General features: G+C 44.4%; 22 protein-coding genes and 1 tRNA gene. 9 read left to right on the forward strand and 14 right to left on the reverse strand.

The window, feature by feature from the left end; all coding sequences use genetic code 11:
* Positions 1-80 precede the first annotated feature (80 nt).
* The gene (locus C1N53_RS13165; protein ID WP_137759749.1) at positions 81-1,508 is read left to right on the forward strand and encodes a hypothetical protein; all 1,428 of its coding nucleotides are present in this window, start codon (positions 81-83) and stop codon (positions 1,506-1,508) included.
* A 70-nt stretch (positions 1,509-1,578) separates the two neighbouring features.
* Here the strand turns inward: C1N53_RS13165 and C1N53_RS13170 are convergent, their stop codons facing one another.
* The 5 genes from C1N53_RS13170 to C1N53_RS13190 form a co-directional block, all read right to left on the reverse strand.
* Positions 1,579-2,112: a TetR/AcrR family transcriptional regulator gene (locus tag C1N53_RS13170; RefSeq protein ID WP_137759750.1), complete on the reverse strand. Its 534-nt coding sequence runs from the start codon at positions 2,110-2,112 to the stop codon at positions 1,579-1,581.
* 236 nt (positions 2,113-2,348) lie between these two features.
* Positions 2,349-2,996, reverse strand: a complete 648-nt coding sequence (locus C1N53_RS13175) for a YceI family protein (RefSeq protein WP_137759751.1) — start codon at positions 2,994-2,996, stop codon at positions 2,349-2,351.
* Between the two features lie 42 nt (positions 2,997-3,038).
* The gene (locus C1N53_RS13180) at positions 3,039-3,488 is read right to left on the reverse strand and encodes a MarR family winged helix-turn-helix transcriptional regulator (RefSeq protein WP_137759752.1); all 450 of its coding nucleotides are present in this window, start codon (positions 3,486-3,488) and stop codon (positions 3,039-3,041) included.
* A 243-nt stretch (positions 3,489-3,731) separates the two neighbouring features.
* Positions 3,732-4,403 carry a YceI family protein gene (locus tag C1N53_RS13185; protein WP_137759753.1) on the reverse strand — a complete coding sequence of 224 codons (672 nt, stop codon included), beginning with the start codon at positions 4,401-4,403 and terminating at the stop codon, positions 3,732-3,734.
* A gap of 244 nt (positions 4,404-4,647) precedes the next feature.
* Positions 4,648-5,637 (reverse strand): enolase C-terminal domain-like protein, encoded by a 990-nt coding sequence (locus tag C1N53_RS13190; RefSeq protein WP_137759754.1) that lies wholly within the window; start codon positions 5,635-5,637, stop codon positions 4,648-4,650.
* A 300-nt stretch (positions 5,638-5,937) separates the two neighbouring features.
* Between C1N53_RS13190 and C1N53_RS13195 the strand changes: the two genes are divergently transcribed.
* Positions 5,938-7,377: a dicarboxylate/amino acid:cation symporter gene (locus tag C1N53_RS13195; protein WP_137759755.1), complete on the forward strand. Its 1,440-nt coding sequence runs from the start codon at positions 5,938-5,940 to the stop codon at positions 7,375-7,377.
* A 275-nt stretch (positions 7,378-7,652) separates the two neighbouring features.
* Positions 7,653-8,150 carry a methylated-DNA--[protein]-cysteine S-methyltransferase gene (locus tag C1N53_RS13200; RefSeq protein ID WP_137759756.1) on the forward strand — a complete coding sequence of 166 codons (498 nt, stop codon included), beginning with the start codon at positions 7,653-7,655 and terminating at the stop codon, positions 8,148-8,150.
* 1 nt (position 8,151) lies between these two features.
* Here the strand turns inward: C1N53_RS13200 and C1N53_RS13205 are convergent, their stop codons facing one another.
* The 4 genes from C1N53_RS13205 to C1N53_RS13220 all read right to left on the reverse strand — a co-directional run bounded on the left by C1N53_RS13205 (position 8,152) and on the right by C1N53_RS13220 (position 11,220).
* On the reverse strand, positions 8,152-9,429 hold the full coding sequence (locus tag C1N53_RS13205) for a DUF389 domain-containing protein (protein ID WP_137759757.1): 1,278 nt from the start codon (positions 9,427-9,429) through the stop codon (positions 8,152-8,154).
* Positions 9,430-9,538: 109 nt separating this feature from the next.
* Positions 9,539-10,117 (reverse strand): histidine phosphatase family protein, encoded by a 579-nt coding sequence (locus C1N53_RS13210; RefSeq protein WP_137759758.1) that lies wholly within the window; start codon positions 10,115-10,117, stop codon positions 9,539-9,541.
* Between the two features lie 186 nt (positions 10,118-10,303).
* Positions 10,304-10,385, reverse strand: a tRNA-Leu gene (locus C1N53_RS13215).
* A 115-nt stretch (positions 10,386-10,500) separates the two neighbouring features.
* Complete coding sequence (locus C1N53_RS13220) at positions 10,501-11,220, reverse strand: phosphatase PAP2 family protein (RefSeq protein ID WP_137759759.1); 720 nt, start codon at positions 11,218-11,220, stop codon at positions 10,501-10,503.
* Positions 11,221-11,374: 154 nt separating this feature from the next.
* Between C1N53_RS13220 and thpR the strand changes: the two genes are divergently transcribed.
* From thpR to C1N53_RS13245, 5 genes are all read left to right on the forward strand, one after another.
* Positions 11,375-11,929, forward strand: a complete 555-nt coding sequence (gene thpR, locus C1N53_RS13225) for an RNA 2',3'-cyclic phosphodiesterase (protein ID WP_137759760.1) — start codon at positions 11,375-11,377, stop codon at positions 11,927-11,929.
* A 40-nt stretch (positions 11,930-11,969) separates the two neighbouring features.
* The gene (locus C1N53_RS13230) at positions 11,970-12,461 is read left to right on the forward strand and encodes a CinA family protein (protein ID WP_137759761.1); all 492 of its coding nucleotides are present in this window, start codon (positions 11,970-11,972) and stop codon (positions 12,459-12,461) included.
* 51 nt (positions 12,462-12,512) lie between these two features.
* Positions 12,513-13,172, forward strand: coding sequence for a trans-aconitate 2-methyltransferase (locus tag C1N53_RS13235; RefSeq protein ID WP_137759762.1), 660 nt, complete (start codon positions 12,513-12,515; stop codon positions 13,170-13,172).
* Between the two features lie 63 nt (positions 13,173-13,235).
* Positions 13,236-15,074 (forward strand): M61 family metallopeptidase, encoded by a 1,839-nt coding sequence (locus tag C1N53_RS13240; protein WP_137759763.1) that lies wholly within the window; start codon positions 13,236-13,238, stop codon positions 15,072-15,074.
* Between the two features lie 100 nt (positions 15,075-15,174).
* A complete protein-coding gene (locus tag C1N53_RS13245; protein WP_137759764.1) occupies positions 15,175-15,378 on the forward strand; it encodes a hypothetical protein in 204 nt (67 codons plus the stop codon).
* A 1,146-nt stretch (positions 15,379-16,524) separates the two neighbouring features.
* Here the strand turns inward: C1N53_RS13245 and C1N53_RS13250 are convergent.
* From C1N53_RS13250 to C1N53_RS13265, 4 genes are all read right to left on the reverse strand, one after another.
* The gene (locus C1N53_RS13250; RefSeq protein WP_137759765.1) at positions 16,525-16,875 is read right to left on the reverse strand and encodes a hypothetical protein; all 351 of its coding nucleotides are present in this window, start codon (positions 16,873-16,875) and stop codon (positions 16,525-16,527) included.
* 869 nt (positions 16,876-17,744) lie between these two features.
* Positions 17,745-18,212, reverse strand: a complete 468-nt coding sequence (locus tag C1N53_RS13255) for a hypothetical protein (RefSeq protein ID WP_137759766.1) — start codon at positions 18,210-18,212, stop codon at positions 17,745-17,747.
* A 44-nt stretch (positions 18,213-18,256) separates the two neighbouring features.
* Positions 18,257-18,724, reverse strand: coding sequence for a hypothetical protein (locus tag C1N53_RS13260; protein WP_137759767.1), 468 nt, complete (start codon positions 18,722-18,724; stop codon positions 18,257-18,259).
* Positions 18,711-20,126: a hypothetical protein gene (locus tag C1N53_RS13265; protein ID WP_137759768.1), complete on the reverse strand. Its 1,416-nt coding sequence runs from the start codon at positions 20,124-20,126 to the stop codon at positions 18,711-18,713. The genes C1N53_RS13260 and C1N53_RS13265 overlap by 14 nt, the downstream gene beginning before the upstream one ends.
* A gap of 430 nt (positions 20,127-20,556) precedes the next feature.
* Here C1N53_RS13265 and C1N53_RS22565 point away from each other — a divergent pair, with 430 nt between their 5' ends.
* Positions 20,557-20,727 (forward strand): hypothetical protein, encoded by a 171-nt coding sequence (locus C1N53_RS22565; RefSeq protein WP_168194030.1) that lies wholly within the window; start codon positions 20,557-20,559, stop codon positions 20,725-20,727.
* A gap of 60 nt (positions 20,728-20,787) precedes the next feature.
* Here the strand turns inward: C1N53_RS22565 and C1N53_RS13270 are convergent, their stop codons facing one another.
* Positions 20,788-22,173 (reverse strand): glycoside hydrolase family 30 beta sandwich domain-containing protein, encoded by a 1,386-nt coding sequence (locus C1N53_RS13270; protein ID WP_137759769.1) that lies wholly within the window; start codon positions 22,171-22,173, stop codon positions 20,788-20,790.
* Between the last annotated feature and the right edge of the window lie 31 nt (positions 22,174-22,204).

A 22,204-nucleotide genomic window follows, 5' to 3' on the forward strand; every position in this document is an offset into this window, starting at 1 on the left:
TGAGACTTTCGGTTAGGTTTCAGTGCCTGTAAAGCAACACAAACGGTGTGGCGCGTATAACGGGTTAGAATTCTCTCAACATGAAAGAAACACTATGCTTCCTACTTCTACTCCTGCTTGCTCCGTCTGCCCTGGCACAGGAACCTGTTATTACCTGGGGCCCTTCCATCGAACGCGATGTAGCGGAACTACAAAACCTGCATATCATAGGCATCAGCGGAACCGACTTCTATACAGTACACCAAGCTGACGGACAGGCTACGCTGGAGCGCTACGATGCTACGAATCAGCGCCTCTGGGCAACGGCCCTTTTACCCCGTACAGCCGATGGCCAGCCTGCCGAATTTCATGATGTGCTGCTGCTCGAAGGCAAGCTTCAGCTCCTGTCAACGCACCGCAAGAACGGAGTAACAACTGTTTACGCTCAGGAGATTACTTCTACCGGCAACTATAGGCCAACCATCCGAAGCGTTACCAGCGCCCGAACAAACGGCACCCTTTCCGTAAGTATATCAGACGACAAAAACGATGTGCTGATTGTACTAACCGACAGACCGCAGCAAAAACTAACGGCAAGTCTTTTTAACGCCAGCCTCAGCCCCAGATGGACCCAGACATTCTCGATGAGCGGTGTTTTCAGGCAAAGCGTTGTGCTTACAGATGGCTCTTCCTTTATTCTGACAGAGAGTAATGATTCGGCACCCATTACAGCTGCGTATCACTTATACAGCCTCAACGCCCGGAGTGGCAGCATACGCGATACTCCTTTAGGCCATCAGAACTATAACTTTACCCAAGCCATGATGGCTGCAAGCGGCACCGATCTGGTTGTGGCCGGTTTATATGCATCCGGTGCAGGAACGGCAGAGCAGCAGCCCGAACCAAGCGGCAATTTCTTTTACAGGTTTAGCGGTGATAAAAACAAAAGAAACCTAACTTCCATTATACCCTTCAACCAGCAGTTTATACGGAACTATAAAAGTGAAACCAATGACTTCGACCGGAGCAAACGCCTCCGGAACCTGGAGTTAAAAGAAGTTGAAACAGCAGGCCAGGGAGGCACCTATGTGATAGGTGAAGTATGGTTTCAGGAGAACGGCAATGGCCAGCGGCTTTACAACAGCCATGATCTTATTATTACAAGGTTAAAAGAAGACGGCTTCCTGGACTATAATACAAGCATTGCCAAATCACAAAGCGGAACAAGCGGTAACAGGTTTTTGTACTCTTTTCTCTCGAGCCTGCAGAGCAATAACCTCTTTATTGTTTATCAGAACATGATGCGTGGCGAGGCTACAGCCCCAAAGCAGGGAAGCCTTGCACAGGCAGCAACACTTACTACCATCCTGCCTGACGGAACACAGCAAACAACCCCTCTGCAGCAGAAGCCCGACTCAGCTGAAAGCATTCAGATAAGACCTGCTGTATCGTTTCCTGTTTCTAAAAGGGAGTTTATTGTATTAGGAAGCAACTCCGGAAGCTACAGGTTCGGCAGGTTAAAGTTCTGACAGGGTGTAAACGACAAACGCCACAGACATTTTATCTGTGGCGTTTGTTTATTTTTTTGCAGCGCGCGAATCAGCGCTTATATTTTTCTTTGAATATACCGATGATATTTACCAGGTGGCTTCTGTCGTCGTAGGCAACATAGAACTTCCAGAGTGCCTCCACTATAATCATAAGCGCTTCTGTCTCCAGCTTTGGCTCGGCATAGCCAAGCTTTTCAAAAGCTTCTGTTAGTTTATAATTTACAGACTTCATATACCGTGCATGATGCCGCTGTGCAATGGTATCATTCACAAGCCTGTACTGCATACGCCAGAAGTTCTTTTCCTCATCAACCAATCTTAATGGCAGCTCCAGTACATCCTGAATAAGATAAGCGGGATCATGATCTGTAAGAAGGCCTCTGCTTTTATCTGCAATTCTTCTATAGCCTGCTTTTACAAGTGCTTCCAGCAAGTTCTCTTTGTTAATGAAATGCCTGAAGATCAACCCCTCCGACACACCAGCTTCTTTGGCAATTAAACTTGTAGGCGTTGCATCATATCCCTTTTCAGCAAAGAGTTCTAAAGCAGTATCCAGGATAATCTCTTTCTTGGTTTTGACCATTGTTTAAGTATATACTTTAAAAACCAAATATCAAATTCTGATTTCTTGCAGACAGCTATCAACACTAAAAATCATCACTGCAAGAGTTGTACGCAAAAGTACGGTATAGTAATAAATTTTAGGAGTTTTTAAGCTGTTTTAAATTAAAATTAAAAAAAGGATAAAGTTAATCTACAAAAAATAAAATTTCTCCACGGCTATTTACAGAAGTACAACCAGATGGGTTTAGCTTCAGGTTAAATATTGCTTTGTTTTGCTGTTACATCAAGCGAAACAGTAAAATCATCGTTTATAGCCTTATCGCCTAAGTTCTCGAAAAAGCTGCTGGAACGGTAACGGATATCATACTTTACCCTGTTAACGGTAACATCTGCTTTTGCTGTAGCAATCCCATCTTTTACTGTAACAATGGCCGGAAAGCTAATCGGGTTTGTTATTCCTTTAATCGTTAAGTCGCCCTCTACCGTATAGTTCGGCTTTCCGGCCTCTGCTTTTGCTACCGGCTTTAACGATTTTATCACAAATGTAGCAGTCGGATGCTTCTCAACGCTAAAGAAGTCGTCGTTTCGCAGGTGTGCTCCTACTTTTGCATTATCGGTACATTCTATAGAGGCCATGTTCATCACGAAAGAGCCTCCGGTTACTTTGTTCTTATCTACTGTCATCTGGCCACTGGAAAGCTTAATGGTTCCATAATGCTCTCCTACCACTTTACTGGCTCGCCACTTCAGCTCACTTTTATCAAGCTCTACTGTATAAGGTGTTCCTTTTGCAGGTAAAACCGCTTCAGTTGCAGCGGCTGTAGAATCGGTGGTTGTTCCAGCAGTAAAAGCTGAGAACAAAGTTGCGGCAGCCAATAGGCTTAGTAATGCAGTCTTCTTCATACTTGAAAATTTTAAAACAGTCGCTGTTAAAAATATACTATACTAGCTTCTTGCTTTGTCAAGAAGGCGATTCAATTCAATGGCTTCTTCTTCGGAAAGGTTCATCAGCCCTGTTTTGCTGCCACCATCCAGAGGGTCCATTTCCTGCAGCAGGCTTAGTCCTTTCTCTGTGATCAGCACATCAACTGTTCTTCTGTCCTGCGGGCATTGCTTACGCGTTACCAGTCCTTTCGCCTCCAGTTTATCAACAATACGGGAAGCATTTGATGTTTTATCCAGCATTCGCTCTATCAGCAGACTAACGGTAGCGGGTTTCGGATATTGCCCGCGCAAAATGCGCAAAATATTATACTGCGGCAGTGTAATACCAAAAGGCTTAAACGCCCCTGCCTGTGCCAACTGTAGCCAGTTAGAAGTGTATAGCACGTTTATGTAAGCCTTCTGGTGCTCCGATTTAAAAGTGCGCTGTTGTATCTCCTCTTCTATTTTCATCCCCATTTCCCGGATAATACCTACAAGATAAATGTAGCAACATTATCTTTCAATATCTGAATAAATATTTCTTTAAGCAAAAAAGCAACAAACTGATTTTCAGCAATATTAATTAAACACTATTTTAATTATTCTGAAAGTACAATACATGACTTTGTCCTGCTGAAAGGGTTATTAACAAAAGAACCGTTCCTGCTTTTTTAAGAGCAGGAACGGTTCAGACTGTATGTATAGCAACTTATATTATTTTTTTGCTACAATATCAAAAGACACTGTAAAGTCATCAGAAATAGCTTTATCGCCTAAGTTTTCGAAGAAGCTGTTAGAACCATAACGTACATCGTATTGTGCACGGTTTACAGTTACGTCTGCTTTTGCTTTCGCCTCGTTGTTTTCAACTGTTACATAAACAGGAAAAGTCACAGGATTTGTTTTGTCTTTGATTGTTAAGTTACCTGTTGCTGTATAATTCGCTTCACCAGGTGCCGCACTGGCAATTGGAGTCAGGCTGGTAATATTAAAAGTAGCAGTTGGGTATTTCTCTGCACCGAAGAAATCGTCTGATTTCAGGTGGTTAACCAGGTCAGAGTTGTACTTAGCATCTGTAATGTCTTCGTTTGTGATGGTATTCATGTCTATAACAATAGTGCCACCTGTTACCTGGTTGTTAGCCACAGTAAGTTCTCCGCTTTGCAGCTCTATGTTACCGTTGTGCTCACCAGTTACTTTTGTCCCATGCCATTTCACATTGCTTTGCTCCGTATCTACGGCATAAGTGTCACCTTCTGCAGTTGCTGTTTCAGTTGCTTCAGCAGACTCTACCACAGCGTTATCTGCTGTGTTGTTTGCATTGTCTCCACATGCTGAGAAAATAAGTGCGGTTGCGAATGCAGCTAAAATAGTTGTCTTTTTCATTTGACTAAATCTGTTGGTTGTTTTTTGTTGTTTCAGTTTTATACTATCATTTATCTCACCAATCAAGGTTTGGCGCTCTTCCGGTTAATTATATTCTTGTACTTAAACCGATTAGAAAGCCTCTAAATGAATTAACGTTTAAATGATGGCACAAATATATGTATATACATTTAATGTACAAACAACTGTACCTAAAATTTTTCACTCCTTTCCCACATTTATTAAAAATAAATCCTTTACCAAATCATTTCAGGTAAAGTAAACCGTCTTTCTCTTTTACCAATCCGAAAGGCTCCTGCTCAATAATCAGGAATCCATCTAAATCGGCAAAGTGACAGGCATTGCTTAATTGCATGGCACTCCAGATTCCAAGCGAAGTTTCTACCATACAACCCATCATGGTCATCATATTATGCTTTCTGGCTTCCTTTAATAAGCGAATGGCGTTCAGGTAACCTCCGGCTTTCATCAGTTTGATGTTCACACCATGAAACTGCTCCCGCAACAGATCGAAGTCGGCATCGTCGGTTACAGATTCGTCGGCAACAAGAGGTATTGGACTTTCTTTTTTAAGATGTGCATAGGCAGAGGCATGCGTAGCAGGCATGGGCTGCTCCACAAAAAGTATCCGCTCCCGGTCAAGCTGATGTAGAAACCGTAACAGGTCTTCCGGGTTTTGCCAGCTTTCGTTGGCGTCTATCACCAGCGGCTGCTCGGTAAGCTGCAACACCTGCTCCACTGCAGCAAGGCCGTTATCGCTGTTCACTTTAATTTTCAAGCTTTTAAAACGGCTCAAGTCATGCTCTTCTATAAAAGGTTTTATTTCACCAGGTTGCATAATAGGGAGTGAAAAGCTGGTGGTCTGATACCCAGAAGATGCCTGCCCCAGCATCTGGTGAACCGCAATGTGGCTGTGCTGGCAGTAAAAGTGCAGGTAAGCAGACTCAATCGCAAAACGAAGTGAGTTTACCGGAGGGTGCTCGAGCAACAGTTGCATCAGCTCTTCCATCGACTTTACGAGCGGCAGGCCTGCCATAAGCAACACTTGGTATTGCTGCAGCAGCAGTTCAGGAGACTCGCCGTAACGGATGTTGGGCGCAGCCTCTCCAAAGCCGCTGTACTTGGCATCCGAGACCTGAATCAGGAAGTTGGTTTTCTCTTTACTCGCCTCACGGGAAATTTTCCAGGTATATTTTAGTTTAAGGTGCAATACCTCAATGCGCCAGTTTAACATAGTACAAGGATCAGGATTTGAAGATGGAGCATAAGCAATGATACCAACAGCACCTGCTCTGGCTTATGCAAAATCAGGCAAAAGCTAAACTATATCCCGCCGGTAACATGATTCACTAAATTAATTAAATAATACGATTTCACCTGTTTGCAGATGTGCAACAACACCCTATATTTGCTAAGTTTTAATAACTATGCCTGCCTTTAAAATTTCTGATTCAGGATCTTTTCAGAGGTGTTGTTTACTTTAAAAAACATACCGGCAGTTCCCAAACCAGCTGCTTTACCTTTTATTCATTTTATGAAGAAATCATTTATTCCGCTTGCCACCCTGCTTTGCATTACCGTTGCGGCCATTCTCACACTTTTAAACCAATACCAGCTGTTAACTTTACCTGCGGGTGTGCTGCTGACCGCCCGATGGATCGGCATTGGGGTGCTCCTGCTATACGGCCTGCAGAAGCGTTCTCTCACCAGCTGGATACTCATAAGCATGGTGGTAGGCGCCGAGATCGGGTATGACTTTCCGCAACTGGCCCAGAACCTGAACGTGCTCAGCAAGGTTTTCCTGAAACTGATAAAAACCATTATAGCGCCTCTTATCTTCGCGACCCTGGTAGTGGGGATAGCCGGGCACTCTAACCTGAAGCAGGTGGGGAGCATGGGCTGGAAGGCGATTGTTTACTTTGAGATTGTTACCACCATTGCCCTGTTTATAGGTTTAGCGGCCATCAACCTGACGAAGGCCGGTGAGGGCATCGACATGCGAGGCATTGCTCAGACAGAGGAAATCCAGGCCCCGGCCAAACAGTCGGCCGCCGATATTATCCTGCACGTCTTCCCCGAGAATATTGCCAAATCTATTGCGGAGGGCCAGGTACTGCAGATCGTTATCTTCAGCGTGCTCTTTGCCATTGGCCTGGCTATGGTAACAGAGCGCAAGCGCAAGCCTATGCTCGACTTCTGCGAGAGCCTTTCAGAAACCATGTTCAAGTTCACAAACGTGATCATGTACTTTGCGCCTGTGGGGGTTGGTGCGGCTATTGCCTATACGGTGGGGCACATGGGCTTCGGCATTCTGGTGAACCTGTTCCAGCTGCTGGCCACCCTTTACATAGCCCTTATTGCTTTTGTCGTGCTGGTTCTGCTGCCGGTCGCTCTTATTGCAGGCGTACCGGTTAAGCGCTTCCTGAAGGCGGTTTCCGGCCCTGTGTCTATTGCCTTTGCCACCACCAGCTCGGAGGCTGCCCTGCCACGCGCCATGGAAGAGATGGAAAAACTGGGCGTGCCGCGGAAGATTGTAGCCTTTGTCATGCCCACAGGGTATAGCTTTAACCTCGACGGAACCACCCTTTACTTATCGTTGGCATCGGTGTTTGTGGCCCAGGCAGCAGGCATAGACCTGACGCTGGAACAGCAGCTGCTGATGGTGTTCACACTCATGCTCACCAGCAAAGGTGTTGCCGGGGTGCCTAGAGCCTCGCTGGTGATCCTCTTGGGCACAGTAGCATCTTTTAACCTGCCCGTGTGGCCTGTATTCGCCATACTTGGTATAGATGAACTGATGGACATGGCGCGTACCTCTGTGAACGTAACAGGAAATTGCCTGGCTACAGCTGTGGTGGCCCGCTGGGAAGGAGAATTTAATCCCCAGCCTGAAGCCGGCCTGGTAGAGACAACAAATCCGGAAATGGATGTATTGCCAGAAAAAGAGGCTGACAGAGAAACCAAACTGGTGTAAGCAGGTACATCATGAACTAATACAACAGCGAGTTACTGGTTAAGTAATTCGCTGTTGTTATTTAAAGCCTTTCCAACTGCTACCTTTGTGGAGAAAAGCCTTCCTGCAGCACACAAAGCAACCAGGGTTCATCCGCACACATCACTACAAGTTACTCCAGCAAAAGCTAAAAGTTAAAACACCTAATTATGTAAGTTTAAAGCATGATTAGCTGCTGAAAAGAAGCTCCCTACGCTTTTTCTTTCTTTTAAACAGAGCTATTTTTATATTTACTTATGATTGTAGCCACACACAGCACCTATTATTACTCACCTATTGGCATTATAGGCATTACAGGCTCTGAAGAAGGTATTTGCAGTGTTAGATTTTGTGACATAGCAGGAGGTAAAACTCCTGAGCTTCCCCAAAGCATGATCGATTGCGTAAGCCAGCTGGAGGCTTATTTTCATGGAGAACTACGGCAGTTTGACCTTCCTTTGCTTCCGGAGGGCACCACTTTCCAAAAGCAGGTATGGGAGCACCTTAAGCTGATTCCTTATGGCGCCACAACCTCTTACCTGAGTGTATCGAAGGCTGTATCGGGGCCAAAGGCGATACGTGCTGTAGGCGCGGCCAACGGAAAGAACCCGCTCTGCATTATAGTACCCTGCCACCGCGTTATTGGCAGCGACAGAAGCCTGGTTGGTTATGCCGGCGGGCTTTGGCGCAAAGAATGGCTCTTGCAGCATGAAGGCGTTTTGCAACCTAAACCGGAGCAGCTTTCCTTGTTCTGACTTATTGCAACCGGGGCTTATGCAGTATAGTCACATCAAAAACAGGATAGGCATTATATTCTTCCTGCGCGATTGCCGCTGTTAACTTTTCAACAATCTGCTGTTTTAGTTCCTCATCGCTTAGCTTATCGTTGCCTTCTTCCCTGATCACACTTACCTGGCATACCAATGGATTACGATCCGGAAGCGTGCCCCGTGTAAAATGTGCAGTAACTTCTATGGTTTCTATGGCCGGCATTTCGCTGAGAGATGTTTTTATCAGCTCCGTTGCCTGCGTGTCGATGCTTGCTTTGCGGAGTTGGGGCGTTGTAGAAAACTGCCAGTACATCATACCTGCAACTACTAAGGCCGAAACAACCAGGGAAGTAATAAACACACTTTCTTTGCCGTCGGAAAACCTGACTCCTTTTGTAGTTACCTTGCCCATGTAACGGAAAACCATCGCAGCAGAAAGCTGTATACCCGCTAGTTGGAGCAACAGCAAAAAAAGGCTGCTGCGTATCATCTGCCAGTTACCGAAGTTCAGGGCCATACCCAGCATACTGGTTGGAGGAGCCAAAGAAGCCGCTACCAGCATCCCCACAGCCGCACCCGACACCAGGCTATCCCGCTCCGATTGCACCAGGTTGATACCTCCCGCAAAACCGGCAATCAGCGGGAGTAAAATGGTTACTTCGGAAATCTGACTTATAGAAACCATCATTTGCGTAGCATGCTTCTGCTGAATCAGCAGGCTCAGGAGGTAAGAAACAGCTACGGCCACTCCAATAGAAAGAAAGTACCTGCCCAGGCTTTTCAGCAGTAAACCTCCCTTACCTGCTGCAGCCCCTAAGGCAGCATTCATGGCCGGACCAGCAAAAGGTGCAACCAGCATGGCAGCCACTAAGAGGTAACTGGTTTCGGTATAAAGGCCAATCCAGGCAATTATTCCCCCGGAAAGCGCATAACTAATTAAGCCGACTTTTGAGCCGACACTTTGCAAGCCACCAAAGAAGATCTCGATGGGGCTGCGGTAGTTAACGTCTACCACCTGTTCAGGAGCTTGTTCCGGCGGAGGATACATGGCCACAACACCGCGGGGGATAAGGGTTATTTCGGCTTCCTCTATGTCTTTCAGTTTATCCAGCAGCTGACTCACCTTCTGGTTATTCACATGCACTTTTATAAGATCGCCATCCTCTCCCTCCCACTTCGACAGGTTTTTCCCCTGCATCTCCTCCGCCATCTTTAATACATCTGTTCCTCTTCCTCTGGGTACTTTTATAGTTAGCTCTCTCATGTCTGCTCTTTTATAGTACCTACGGAGTAAACTTTCCCAAAGCTACATAGCCTCCTAAAACCACAGCGCCCCCGGAATCTGCAATACCAGGGGCGCTGTGGTTTTTCATTTATTCCTGTCTGCTCAGGTTCCCGTACCTGCTCACCACCAACTGAGCCTGGCCATCTTTAGCGACAACTACTTTAAAGAGATAGTAGTATTCGCTTTCATCGATCTGCTCGAATGGTTTTTCCACACCAAAGGCTTCTACCAGCGGAATTAAGGTATTGGAATGGCCTGCTACTACTATTGTTTTACCTTTTTGCTCCGCCATGATGCGCTGGCGCAGTCCCTGGTAATCTTTAGAATCATAGGTGAATAATTCTAAGCCACGTTCCGATGCCAAAGGCTGCAAGGTATTTTTAGTACGCTTATAGTTGGTTGTATAAAGTGCGTCAATCTTTTCTTGCTGAAGCAGCATACGCAATTCGTTAGCCCGTGCTCTGCCTTCTTCTGTCAGATCCGGATCGGGGTTATTGGGCACAGAGGTATCTTTTTCGGCATGCCGTACAACATATATGGTCGTTTCGTCAGCTGACTTTGCTTCCGCACCTGCCGATCCGGTACCGGTAGTAGTGGCAGCCGTTCTGCACCCTGCCACAATAAGCAGCAGCAAAACTACTGCTCTTAAAATTGAATTATACTTCATTTTATAAACTTTTAAGACTTCTTGATAGCCAAGCAGCAAAGCACAGGCAAGCTCAGTTTAACTTTATATTAACAAGTTAGCTACTACATTCTCAAAATCAAATGCAGCATAGACCGGAAAAGAACAAATAGCCCGGAGCGAAAATAAAAAAAGGACCAGCCCAGTAAGAGCTGATCCTTTTTATCGTGCGCACGGGGAGATTCGAACTCCCACACCCGAAGGCACAGGCTTCTGAGACCTGCACGTCTACCAGTTTCGCCACGTGCGCTGGTATTTTCGGTATTTTACAACGACTCACTTCGTAAACCCTGCTGCTATAACTGCTTCGGGATTGCAAATGTACGACAGTTTTTAAATACTGCAATAGCATGCAAAAAATATTCTTAAGAGTTTTCTGTTGGTTCCTCCAGTACCGCCTGGTTTAGTTCTTTTTTAGAAAGCTTTTCTAACCTCCGTAGTACCCACAACCCAATCACCACCCATAAAAATCCTGCTGCAAAACCAGCTGTTACATCTGTTGCATAGTGCACCCGAAGATAAATTCTGCTAAACCCAATCAGCAAAATAAACACAACCAGCAGTGCCGTTAATATATACCGCAGTACCGGCGATTGCACATGCTTCCAGACAATATAAATAATCAGGCCGTAAAAAGAGGCGGCTACCATAGAGTGCCCGCTCGGGAAACTAAGCCCCGAGGCTTCCACCAAGGGAGCAGCAGGACGGTCTCTGTCGAAGAAAAACTTCATCACAACATTCAGCGTGCTGCTTCCCAGTGCCACCACAGGCACTCTGAGCGAATACCACTTATGCTTGCGCACAAACAGGAAGTAGCACAGCAACAGCAGAGCAGCCGGTGTTAAAAACTGCCTGGAAGCAAAAAAAGTAATAAACTCTATAAAACGTGTAAAGCCGGGGCTGGAGATATCCTGTGCAAACTGAAAGGCTGCCTCATCCATGCCAACCTCATCCCCTGCGCGAATTTCACTGCTTAGGTACAGGAAAATAACAATGCTGGCTATAAAAAGAGCCCAGACAAGTATCAGCTCGACCGTAAATAAAGCAAAGGCCGCAATTATTTTTTTATAAGCGCTCCGAAGCATACTATGTTAGAATTTAAATTTAGAATAGCTGGTTTAGTTCGTGTTGCGACACCTTTAGCCTGCCAACCGCACCAGAAACAAGAAGTAACTTAAACTTAGCCGCCTCTACCTTACGTATTTCAGCAGGAAAGGCTTTTAAATATAAATATACCTTATGAGAGACGAGATCAGGCTTTTTGTAGCAGCCACATTGCCAGCTCAAGCAAAAGAATTTTTAATGCAGCGCCTTTCTCCCTTTCACCATCCGGCAGTACGTGTTATACCTGAGCAGAACCTACACCTCACGCTGTTTTTTATTGGTAACGTGAGCAAAGAGCAACTGCCAGCCATTCGGCATAAAATTGAGCAGGTGGCCCAACAGCATACCGCCTTTACATTGGAGCTGGAGCAACTGGAACCCGGTCCGAAGTTCCGCTCTCCACGCCTGGTGTGGGCCCGGTTTAAACCTGATGCCACTTTCGAGCAATTAAGTACGGCGCTTACTCAAGCCTTAGCCAAAGCGCCTCCGAAGCAGCAAAAGGCAATACCCCACGTTACGCTGGCCCGATTCAGAAAAGACAAACCTGTACCTGCAAATTTACCGCACATTATACCCGATGAATTGCTGCAGCTACCTGTAAACACAGTTGCCTTATGGCAATCCGAACTGGCTTCCCCGCATCCTGTTTATTCTGTTCTGGAAAGCTATCCGCTTAAACCAAACCTATAGTCCGGGTATATAGTATGATAAGCACAACTACAGAAGAAAAATGAGCGAAGAAGAACTAACCGAACTGATGATGGGCCTGAAGGACAAAGGCCTGACTGTTGCATTTGCAGAAAGTTGTACTGCAGGCATGCTGGCCTCTGAATTCGTAAAAGCAAAAGGCAGCAGCGATGTGCTGATAGGCAGCCTGGTGGTATATCAGCCGGAGGCGAAGAAGAAATTATTAGGCGTGAAAGACGAAACCCTGGAGTTATACACGGCTGAATCGCAGCAGGTAACAAACGAAATGGCCATGGGGCTCAAGAAAGCTTTGGATGCCTCTATTTCTATTGCGACAACCGGATTGGCCGGCCCCGGAGCTTCGGAAAATTCTGAAAAGCCGGTAGGTACTATGTTTGTATCTATGCTGTATGATGGTAAAGCAGAAGAATTCAGAGAGGTATTTAAAGGCAACAGCCTAAAGATACGCGAACAGCTTACACAGTATATTTATGAGAAACTAAAAGGCCTTTTGGAAAGGCACTACAACAGGTAGTAATTTAGCTGCTACTTTGCAGAGCATAAGCCAATCAACCTGTCAAGCATTTTGTCTTCATTACCAGAAAGTGGTTTCGACCGTACGGCATTCTTTTATGATCGCTTAGCAAAGCTTGTTTTTGGCTCTGCTCAGGAAAACGCACAGCTGGCTCTACTGCCTTTTATCCCAGCCGGAGCACGTGTACTGATTATAGGTGGCGGAAGCGGTTGGCTACTGGAGCAGGTATTGAACTGTTGTAGTGCCACCAACATTCTTTATATTGATGCCTCTCCTGCCATGCTCACACTTGCCCGGAAACGTTACAACCGTTTAGCAACAACCACTACAGGCAGGGCAGCAGTGGAATTTAGGACAGGTACCGAAGTCGCTGTAAAACCGGAGGAGCAGTTTGAAGCCATCATTACGCCTTTCCTATTAGATTTGTTTCCTCCTCAGCGCTTGTCGGGGCTCATGAAACGGTTACAGGCTGCGTTAGCTCCGCAAGGCTACTGGCTCTTTGCTGATTTCTGGCCAGTGCAACAGCCAACACCACGCTGGCAACGCCTCCTGCTCTGGAGCATGTACGCCTTTTTTGGTGTGCTTAGCGGTGTAAAAGCGAAAAGGCTTCCCGATTATCAGCAACACTTTCAGCAGCTCCGGCTGCACGAAACCTTTTCCAAAAGCTTCTACCAACAAATGATTCAGGCAAAAGTATTTCAACAACCGTAGCAGGTTTGTCAAAATTGCGGACAGTCTTTATCTTTAGAGATTATTCTACCTCTTCTAAAACAAATGCTAAACCGACTAACCTCTCTTTTTGCTTTTGCGGCCTTACTTGTGCTCAATCCTGCACTGGCTCAGAAAAAAGTTAATTACCAGCTTTCTTTTCCAAACGCGGTTCACCACGAAGCCCAGATTAGCGTCACCTTTACGGGCATTACAAGCGATACGCTGGCCGTACTCATGAGCCGAAGCTCTCCCGGCCGCTATGCCTTGCATGAATTCTCGAAAAATGTATATGGTGTACGTGCTACCGATGCACAGGGGAAGCAGCTATCCATTAAAAAATCGAACCTGCACCAATGGAATGTAACAGGACATAAAGGATCCGTTACGGTTACCTACACGCTTTTTGGCAATCATGCCGACGGCACTTATGCAGGTATTGATGAAACCCATGCGCACCTGAACATGCCTGCAACACTTATGTATGCCAAAGGCTTTGAAGAAGTGCCGGCACAGGTAACTTTCAACATGCCCCAGGGCAGCAATTGGAAAGTAGCCACGCAGCTTAAACCAGAATCTGGCACTACTTATTCTGCCCCTAACTTCCAGTACCTGATGGATAGCCCTACCGAACTCAGCAACTTCGACCTCGAAGAATGGACGGTAAACGAAAACGGTAAAACAAAAACCATACAGGTAACGCTGCACCACAACGCCAGCAAAGAGCTTTTCAGAGAATATGCGGCTCAGGCAAAAAAGATAGTAGCAGAACAGCGCGCTATTTTTGAGGAGTTGCCTGACTTCGACTTTGGTCGTTATACTTTTATTGGGTGCTATATGCCACAAGCTGTGGGAGATGGCATGGAGCATCGCAACTCTACTATTGTTACCAGTTCCAGACCACTTGCCGCCAATATGGAAGGCGTATTAGGCACTGTATCACACGAATTCTTCCATTCCTGGAACGTAGAACGCATCCGTCCGCAGGGGCTGGAGCCTTTCAATTTTCAGGAGGCTAACATGACGGAAGGCCTTTGGCTGGCCGAAGGCTTTACCAGCTACTATGGCCCCTTAGCCATGCAACGCAGCGGCATCACGAGTCTGCAAAACTATGCCAGAGGTCTGGCAGGAGGCCTGAACTATGTGCTGCTTTCTCCCGGTCGCCAGTACCATAGCCTGGTAGAAATGAGCATGCAGGCTCCTTATGTGGATGCTGCCCGGTCTGTAGATGCTGTAAACCGCCACAACACCTTCATTTCTTACTATACCTATGGCAGTGTGGTTGGCCTGGCGCTGGATCTCACCTTGCGCCGCGACTATAAAACTACGCTCGACAAATACATGCAGGCACTCTGGCGCAAGTATGGTAAACCCGAAAAACCGTACAGCATGGCAGACCTGGAAGAAACGTTGGGAGAAGTATCAGGAAATAAAGCATGGGCTGCTTCTTTCTTTAAAAACAGTGTACATGGCAGCGAGCTTCCTGATTTTGCCCCTCTGTTGGCGCAGGCAGGTCTGGTGTTGCGCAAAGCCAATCCTGGAAAACCTTCCCTAGGAACTGCCTACTTTGAGTATGCCAAAGACAGTACTGGCGCTACTTTGTTGAACGGCGCTGTGATTGGCTCTCCGATCTACAAAGCTGGTCTGGAAGGCGGAGACGTGCTCCTGACGTTAGATGGCAAAAAACTAACGGATACCAAAACCTTCGATGCCATTTTAGCTGCGCACAAGCCAGGTGAAACCATACCTGTCACTTTTGAACGATATGGTGAAACCAGAAATGCTTCTATCGTACTGGAGGAGAACCCAAACCTGGAAGTGGTGCTGTTTGAGGATGCAGGCCAGAAGGTGACATCCAAAGTAAAGAAGTTCAGAGAGGAATGGCTGGGAGCAAAAGTGAAGTAGCTAAAGAAAATAAAGGAGTCTAACCTTTCAGATCAGACTCCTTTATTTTCTTTAGTACCTTTCACGCTTCTGTCTACTTTAGCCAAGGGAAAATTCTCCAATGAGCAGTTACCGCACATTAGTAATTCCAATAAACAGAGCTTTACTGCCGCTGCTCTTTCGTCAGCCATTTCAATATCAGGTTGCACAACGGGCAGACGGTAAGCGTTATAAAAAAGTAGAGCACCCATATCCTACTATGGTCGCCCCGGTTGAAGGACTCCCGGATGGAGGCCTCCGGCAGCAGCAGGCCCATAAGAACTAACAAAGTGTATAAGGCTAGCAATTGCAGTAAAAAGGGTCTTCTCCTCAAGGATGTGTACACCCAAAGCGCAGAATATGGCACCACTACAAAAGTGAACAGTGTCCACCCAAACAAGACAAGCGTCTAGGCCCACACAATCTTGGCGAAGCCGAACCTGTAGGTATTGTCATAACCCTCAAGATCAAACGCTAGTTTTATGGCGATAGTAAGCCCAGCGTTTAGGACAGGGATGAAAAGGAGGCACAGCAGTGCCCAAATCAATGCAAACTTAGTCTTTCTACTGACAATCATTCGATAGAGTACTTAATGGTTTCTTTCCATCCACTACATCTTTTACTACTACCCAGTCAGGCCGATATTGTGTTGTAGATTATTTTTAGATGCAGAATTGGGCGTTCCTCTATTTACAGGATCATTGACGAAGGCTACAATCTTGTCTTGAAAGGATGTCCATAACTCATCTGTTTTGTTGAAAGGAATGCCAAAAACTGACTGCGAAGCAGTAATAATGGCGTCAGATAATCAATCTACCTCCTTTGTATAGAAGGTGTAACTGCCGTCGGCATTGTTAATGAATCCGAACACCCTGTTACCACTAACAGGGTGCGGACCATTGAAAGGGCCTTGGACTGTTGAGAACTTCTAGTTGTTAATATACCAGAGAGCCTTAGTTTCGACTCCCTGGTATAACATTAGCTCTTTCCTGCCAATGTTCTGCTCCTGACAATCCTGTTCAAGGCTATGTTGCATAGGGGACAGAGCATGATGGTTAGAAAGAAATATAGAACTAAAGCTCTGGGGTAAGCGTCCGATAAGAACATACCTATAACAGACCCATATGGAACTATAAACCCCATTACTACTAAAAGCCCGAAAAAGTAAATGAACTGCCAAATAATGTTCTTTAATCTTAAGCTGGTATAAATATATGTTAAGCTATAAGGAAGCAAGAGAAAAAGTAAAAATGACCAAGTAGCGTAAAACAAGATTGTTCCCCATATTATATACACATAATTAAAGTCTATACTCTGATTATAGGCGGGCCTATAGGGAATCTGTAATACGGCAACAATTATCCCTGCAATAATAGGAAAAACTATAAGCCAAACAGCAACTAATAACAGGTAAGGCCAATTTTTTTGAGCTCTACTTGCAGTCATTCGATAAAATGCTTAGTGGTTTGATACCGTCTCTTACTTGTTTCACCACAGCCCAGTCGGGACGTAATGGTTCTGGATCAATATTTTTTGTTGCTGCACCTTGATGGGTCTTAACATAGTATACAATACCATCTTTTAAGGACTCCCATAAGGCATCAGCACTTTTGAATGGGAATCCTGTTGTTGATTGTGCTGCAGTTCCCCAAATGTCAGTTAACCGATCCACACCTTTGGTATAGAAAGTATAACTACCATCGGCATTTGAGGTAAAACCAAACTCCCTGTTACCACTAACAGGGTGCAGACCATTGTAAAGTTCTTTAATTGTTGAGAACATTCAATTGGTAGTATCTCTTTTTCTGACCATCTTATTCAAGGGAATGTTTACTAAAGGGCAAATGGTAATGGTCAGCAAGAGAGATAACATAAGTGATTTTGGATAGGGAGCTAAACCTATAACAGAGACATGAGGAAGTATAGTCCCCATCATCATCAGTAAAACATAAAATAACAACAGCCGAACATATATATATATTTGTCCCACTTGAGTGTAGACATAAATTAAACTATAGGGAAGTAGTACAAATAGAAAAAAAGACCACGTACCATAAATGAAGGTATAACCCCAGCCTAAATAGAAATCAGTCAATTTAAAACTAGACGTACTCTTTATACTAAAAATGTAATCTGTTATGGTGATAGAAATACCTGCACACACAGGGACTACAAGTAGTACAATTGCTATAAGCCTTACCATTAGGTAAGGCCATAGATTCTTTTTCTCAATTACAGTCATTTGACAAAGTGCTTAAAGGTTTGATACCGTCTCTTACATCTTTCACTACACTCCAATTCGGACGGTAGATTTGTGTGGGATTTCTAGTTGTTGCACCCTGATTACTATTTACATAATTTGTGATACCATCTTTAAAAGATTCCCAAGTAGCATCAGCACCTTCAAACGCTAGTCCCTTTAAACTTAATACTGGTGCAGATATAAAGTAATTTCCCCTAGTAGTAATCGGAATGGTTAGTCGATCTACACCTCTAGCAAAAAAAGTGTAGCTACCGTCGGTATTGGTTGTAAAACCTAATTCCCGGTTACCGCTAATAGGGCGCAAACCATTTTCATGATCTTAGATGGTTGAGGACTTCCAGTTGTTAATATCCCAGAGAGCCCTATAGCTTCGACTCCCTAAGATAACATTAGCTCTTTCCTGCCAATGCTCTGTTCCTGACAATCCTGTTCAAGGGAATATTGACTAGCGGACAGATAGTTATGGCTAACAGAAGGTAAAGGACAAATGCCCTTGGATATAGATTCACATTGAAAGCACCTCCAACAGTTAGTTCTGGTGCAATGACACCAGCCAAAGCCATCAACGCATAAAACAGCAATAACTTCAAGAAAATACCCTTACCCTCTAATGAAGTATAGATATAAAATAAACTATAAGGTATAAGAACAAAAAGCAAAAAAGTCCAGGTATAAGCAAAGAGTGACCATGCCCAAGTTATGTAAGCAAAGCCTATTTCAAAACCTTTATTTGGTTTGAATATGGCATTTGTTAGTGCTGCAGAGATACCAGAAATTAATGGTATAACCAAAATAGTAATAGCAAACAGCCTTACAATTAAATAAGACCATGGATTCTTCGTTTCAGTTGCAGTCATTGCTCAGGGTGCTTAAGGGTTTGATGCAGTCTCTTACATTTCTTTTATTCCTGCTCTCCAATACTTCTATTCTTAACAATTCTATCCAAAGCTATGTTGCACAGCGGGCAAAGCGTGATTGTTAGAAAAAAGTATAGAATCAACACCCTCGGATAAGGGGACGAACCAAAAAAATCAATCACAGAGCCTTCTGGAACAACAAACCCCATCAACGTCAGCAACACAAAGAAAGCTAAAAACTTAAGAAATATGTTTCTTCGGCTTAAGGACGAGTAAATATAAACTAGACTATAAGGGAGTAATATAAATAGGAGGAAGGACCAAGTACCATAAAATAGTGTTCCGCCCCAGACAATCTTAGCATTTTTATAATAAGAAGTACTACTATTATCAAAAACCGACTCTATTGCTGCTGTAAGTATTCCAGTAAACAGAGGAAATATAAGTAGCATTATACCCAAAAGCTTTACTGTTAGGTAAGGCAACAAATTATTTTCTTTAGTTACAGTCATTGGATAAAGTGCTTAATGGTTGTTTTCCGTCTATTACATTTATTACTTTTACCCAGTCTGGTCTTAAAGGCTCGGGATCTGTGTTGTTTTTGGCAGCTGCTCCAGGAGTTCCACCATTTGAAGGATCATTTACGAAAGCAACAATCTTATCTTGAAAAGATGTCCATAGTGCATCTGCTTGGTCAAAAGGGAAGCCACTCGCTGATTGTGCGATTGTTCCCCACACATCAGTTAGGCGATCCACACCCATAACATAGAAGTTATAGCTACCATCTGCATTAGCTGTATAGCCAAACTCCCTATTCCCACTAACGGGGTGCAGTCCGTTATAAGGGTCTTTAATAGTTGAGAACGTCCAGCTATTGGGCGAATATTTTGAAACTATAACAGAACCATCATTCAATGGAATATCTATACTTACAATTGCCCCTGTAGGATTAGAAGAGTTCCAAAGCGCATGATCATCAACACCGTAATGGTTATATGCTGTAAATTTTGATTTTTTTGTATCAACAAAAGTGTTAATGTTCGTACGTATGTGATTCAAGAACTGCTGCGGGGTTGCCCTTTGCCCGTTAATAATAGGAAGTATTTTTACATTCACGCTGAAGTAGTCCATATTTACAACCGAGCTATAGGCATTGTCAATGTCTAATACTTTAGATATATAAGCTGAGTTTGATGGCAGCCCATATAAGAGAACCCCTGGCGTATTTGCAGAAAGAGCAACAATATTGTTTACTTTCTGCTTTAGCTCAGGACTGACCTTAAACTTCGCCAGAGCCATCCACTGCTGTATCAGTGCACACGGAATATCCTCCCCGTATAAAGCAAAAGGTTTATTCTCAATAAGCTCTTTTAACTCCCAGGCACTCGGAACTATAACAAGAGGTGGGGCTGCAACACTAATGGTGATAGGATAAGTAGAACTATTTCCACCTGATCCTCCGCTAGAACCTCCTGTCCCTCCTCCATAACCACCCCCACTACCATAATATGAGTCATCAGGTATGTAAGACCCTCCTCCATAATAACCGTTGCCATAATTTCCGCCCCAATCACCACTACCTCCTCCATCACACTCAGAAACAAAAATATCCATATAAATGACCCCATCACAATTTAAACCGTAACCTCCTGCTGCCGTATCGTTTACTGAGCCGTCTACACATTCATAGTTATACTTGATATGGTCTACACAATAAGTAGTAGCCACTCTTGCATTTACTGGTTTTTCTTGCCTGCCATTAATCAGGTTATTTGTTTTTAATAACCTACCTTCTAAATCATATATTTTCAAAGTTCTGGTAAATCGGCCAAAATCCAGAGCACCTTGTTCATTGTAGTATAACTTATCATTGGCCTCATACTCATATATATTGCCAATAACTCCTCCCGGCACCTGCCTTAGCACCAAGTTCGAAAATTTCTTGTTTGTTGCAGAGCCAGGTATGGCAAATGATAAGCATAAGAAGAACTGTCATGCTGAAGTGCGCGCAGAATATGGTCTGCATCCAGCCCTGACAAAGCAGACATAATTATTCCAGTGCTGTTTCTTAAATTATCTTGGCTAATTCTTGACAGAACAGCTGCTAACTGCGGCTCATTTTCAAGAGTAGTATACTGAATTCTGTTAATGCTCTGCTCTTGGTTCTGCTTTGGCTCTACAATACTATCTGTTTCATGCAATTGACATGAAGAGATGAACAATAACATCCATAAAATTCTGATGAGGGAAAAAGTTTGTATTTCATAATAATAGCATAATTTGTTATATAATAATAATATATATATACCATTAGAAACAAAAAATAATTAAAATTTTTATAAACATGACTTATCCCGAATTTTCAAAAGACCTTTTTAGGGAAGCATTAGTCCTAGCGCAGGTAAAAGCAGCTATTTTAAGGTTATTGCCAACTGCCATTTACAGTATGTGGGCAGATAATAACCTAAAAAAGGCGTCCTGGGATATTCCAGAGACGCCTTTTTTTCTTTTTTAGCCCCTTATTAAAATTAGGGATGAGTCATGATTATTAGCAGAAATTCACTTTTGGATCATTTTACCAGACGTATGTAGCAACAGCTCCGGCATTTAACTTAACATTAGCTGTTTTTCCTTGAGATCGGATACCAAAGGTACTGTCAGCCTTGCTATCGTTCAGCACAATCAAAACAGTTCTGCCTTCCGGTGTTTTAAAAGCTACATTAGGTAATTCATCTAAGTAGTTGGATTCGATACGCACAGAGCCCGGACGAACAAATTTAGAGGCATGTGCTACCACATAATAAGCCGGGTTTCTGGTAAACTCATCTTTATCGATGGTGATGCCACCCAGGCACCTGTCGCAGCCGCCACGATCGGTATAGGGCTTGTTGTTCGGGTCATTTGCCAGGTTCCACTCCAGCACATTACGGCTCCAGTTACGGGTTGCACCAATGGTCAGGTTCTTGATGTGGTTTGCCATATCCTTTTCCAGGTTTCCAGGTGCCCCCATCCATTGCTCTGTAAAGTACAGGTGTTTGTCGGGATGTGCATTGTGCACCTCAGACAAAGCTTCTATTTTACCGCCATACAAATGAAAAGCAGAGCCATCGATATACTGCTTCGCTTCAGGATCATCGAGAATGGAGATTGGATAATCAGGGCGGTCCGCGTTATGATCATAAACGATGATCTTTGTATCTATATTGGCCGCTTTAAAGGCTGGTCCTAAGTGTTTTTTTACAAACAGCGCCTGTTCATCAGCCAGCATCAGCAGACTCGGGTTATTGCCAGGGTGCAGCGGCTCATTCTGTACTGTAATGGCATCTATCTTAATCCCCTCCTTTTTCATGTCCTGCACATAGCGTACAAAATACGTTGCATAGGCATCATACCACTCCGGCTTCAGGCTTCCTCCCCTGGTATCGTTGTTGGTTTTCATCCAGGCTGGCGGCGACCACGGCGAACCCAGAATTTTAATGTTCGGGTTGATAGCCAGAATTTCCTTCAGGACAGGTATAACATCCTCCCGATCCGGCCCCAGGTCAAACTTTTCCATATTGGCGTCTGTCTGACCGGCTGGTAAATCGTTGTATGAAAACACACGCTCGTTCAGATCAGAGGCTCCAATACTCAACCGCAGATAGCTGATGCCAATATTATTACCGTCGGTAGCAAAAAGCTCTTTCAGCATGGCTGCTCGCTTGGCAGGGTTCATCCGGATCATGTGCATAGCGCTGCCTCCCGTTAAGGTAAAGCCAAATCCGTCTATTTCCTGATAGGTTTCCTGCTCATTTACTTCTATAACCGGTTGCTCTGATGTAGTAGCAGTACCAAAGGCAAGAGGTACTGCCTGACGCTGAAACAAGGCAGAGCGATCAGGGTTGGTAATCCAGATTTCACCGGTACTTTTTTGAACGGAGGTAGCTGATTCAGCACTGGTATACCTTTGGCAACCAGCCATGCAACAGCTTAAAAGCGCAGTTACAACAAAA

Source organism: Pontibacter sp. SGAir0037, from assembly GCF_005491705.1.
GTDB lineage: Bacteria > Bacteroidota > Bacteroidia > Cytophagales > Hymenobacteraceae > Pontibacter.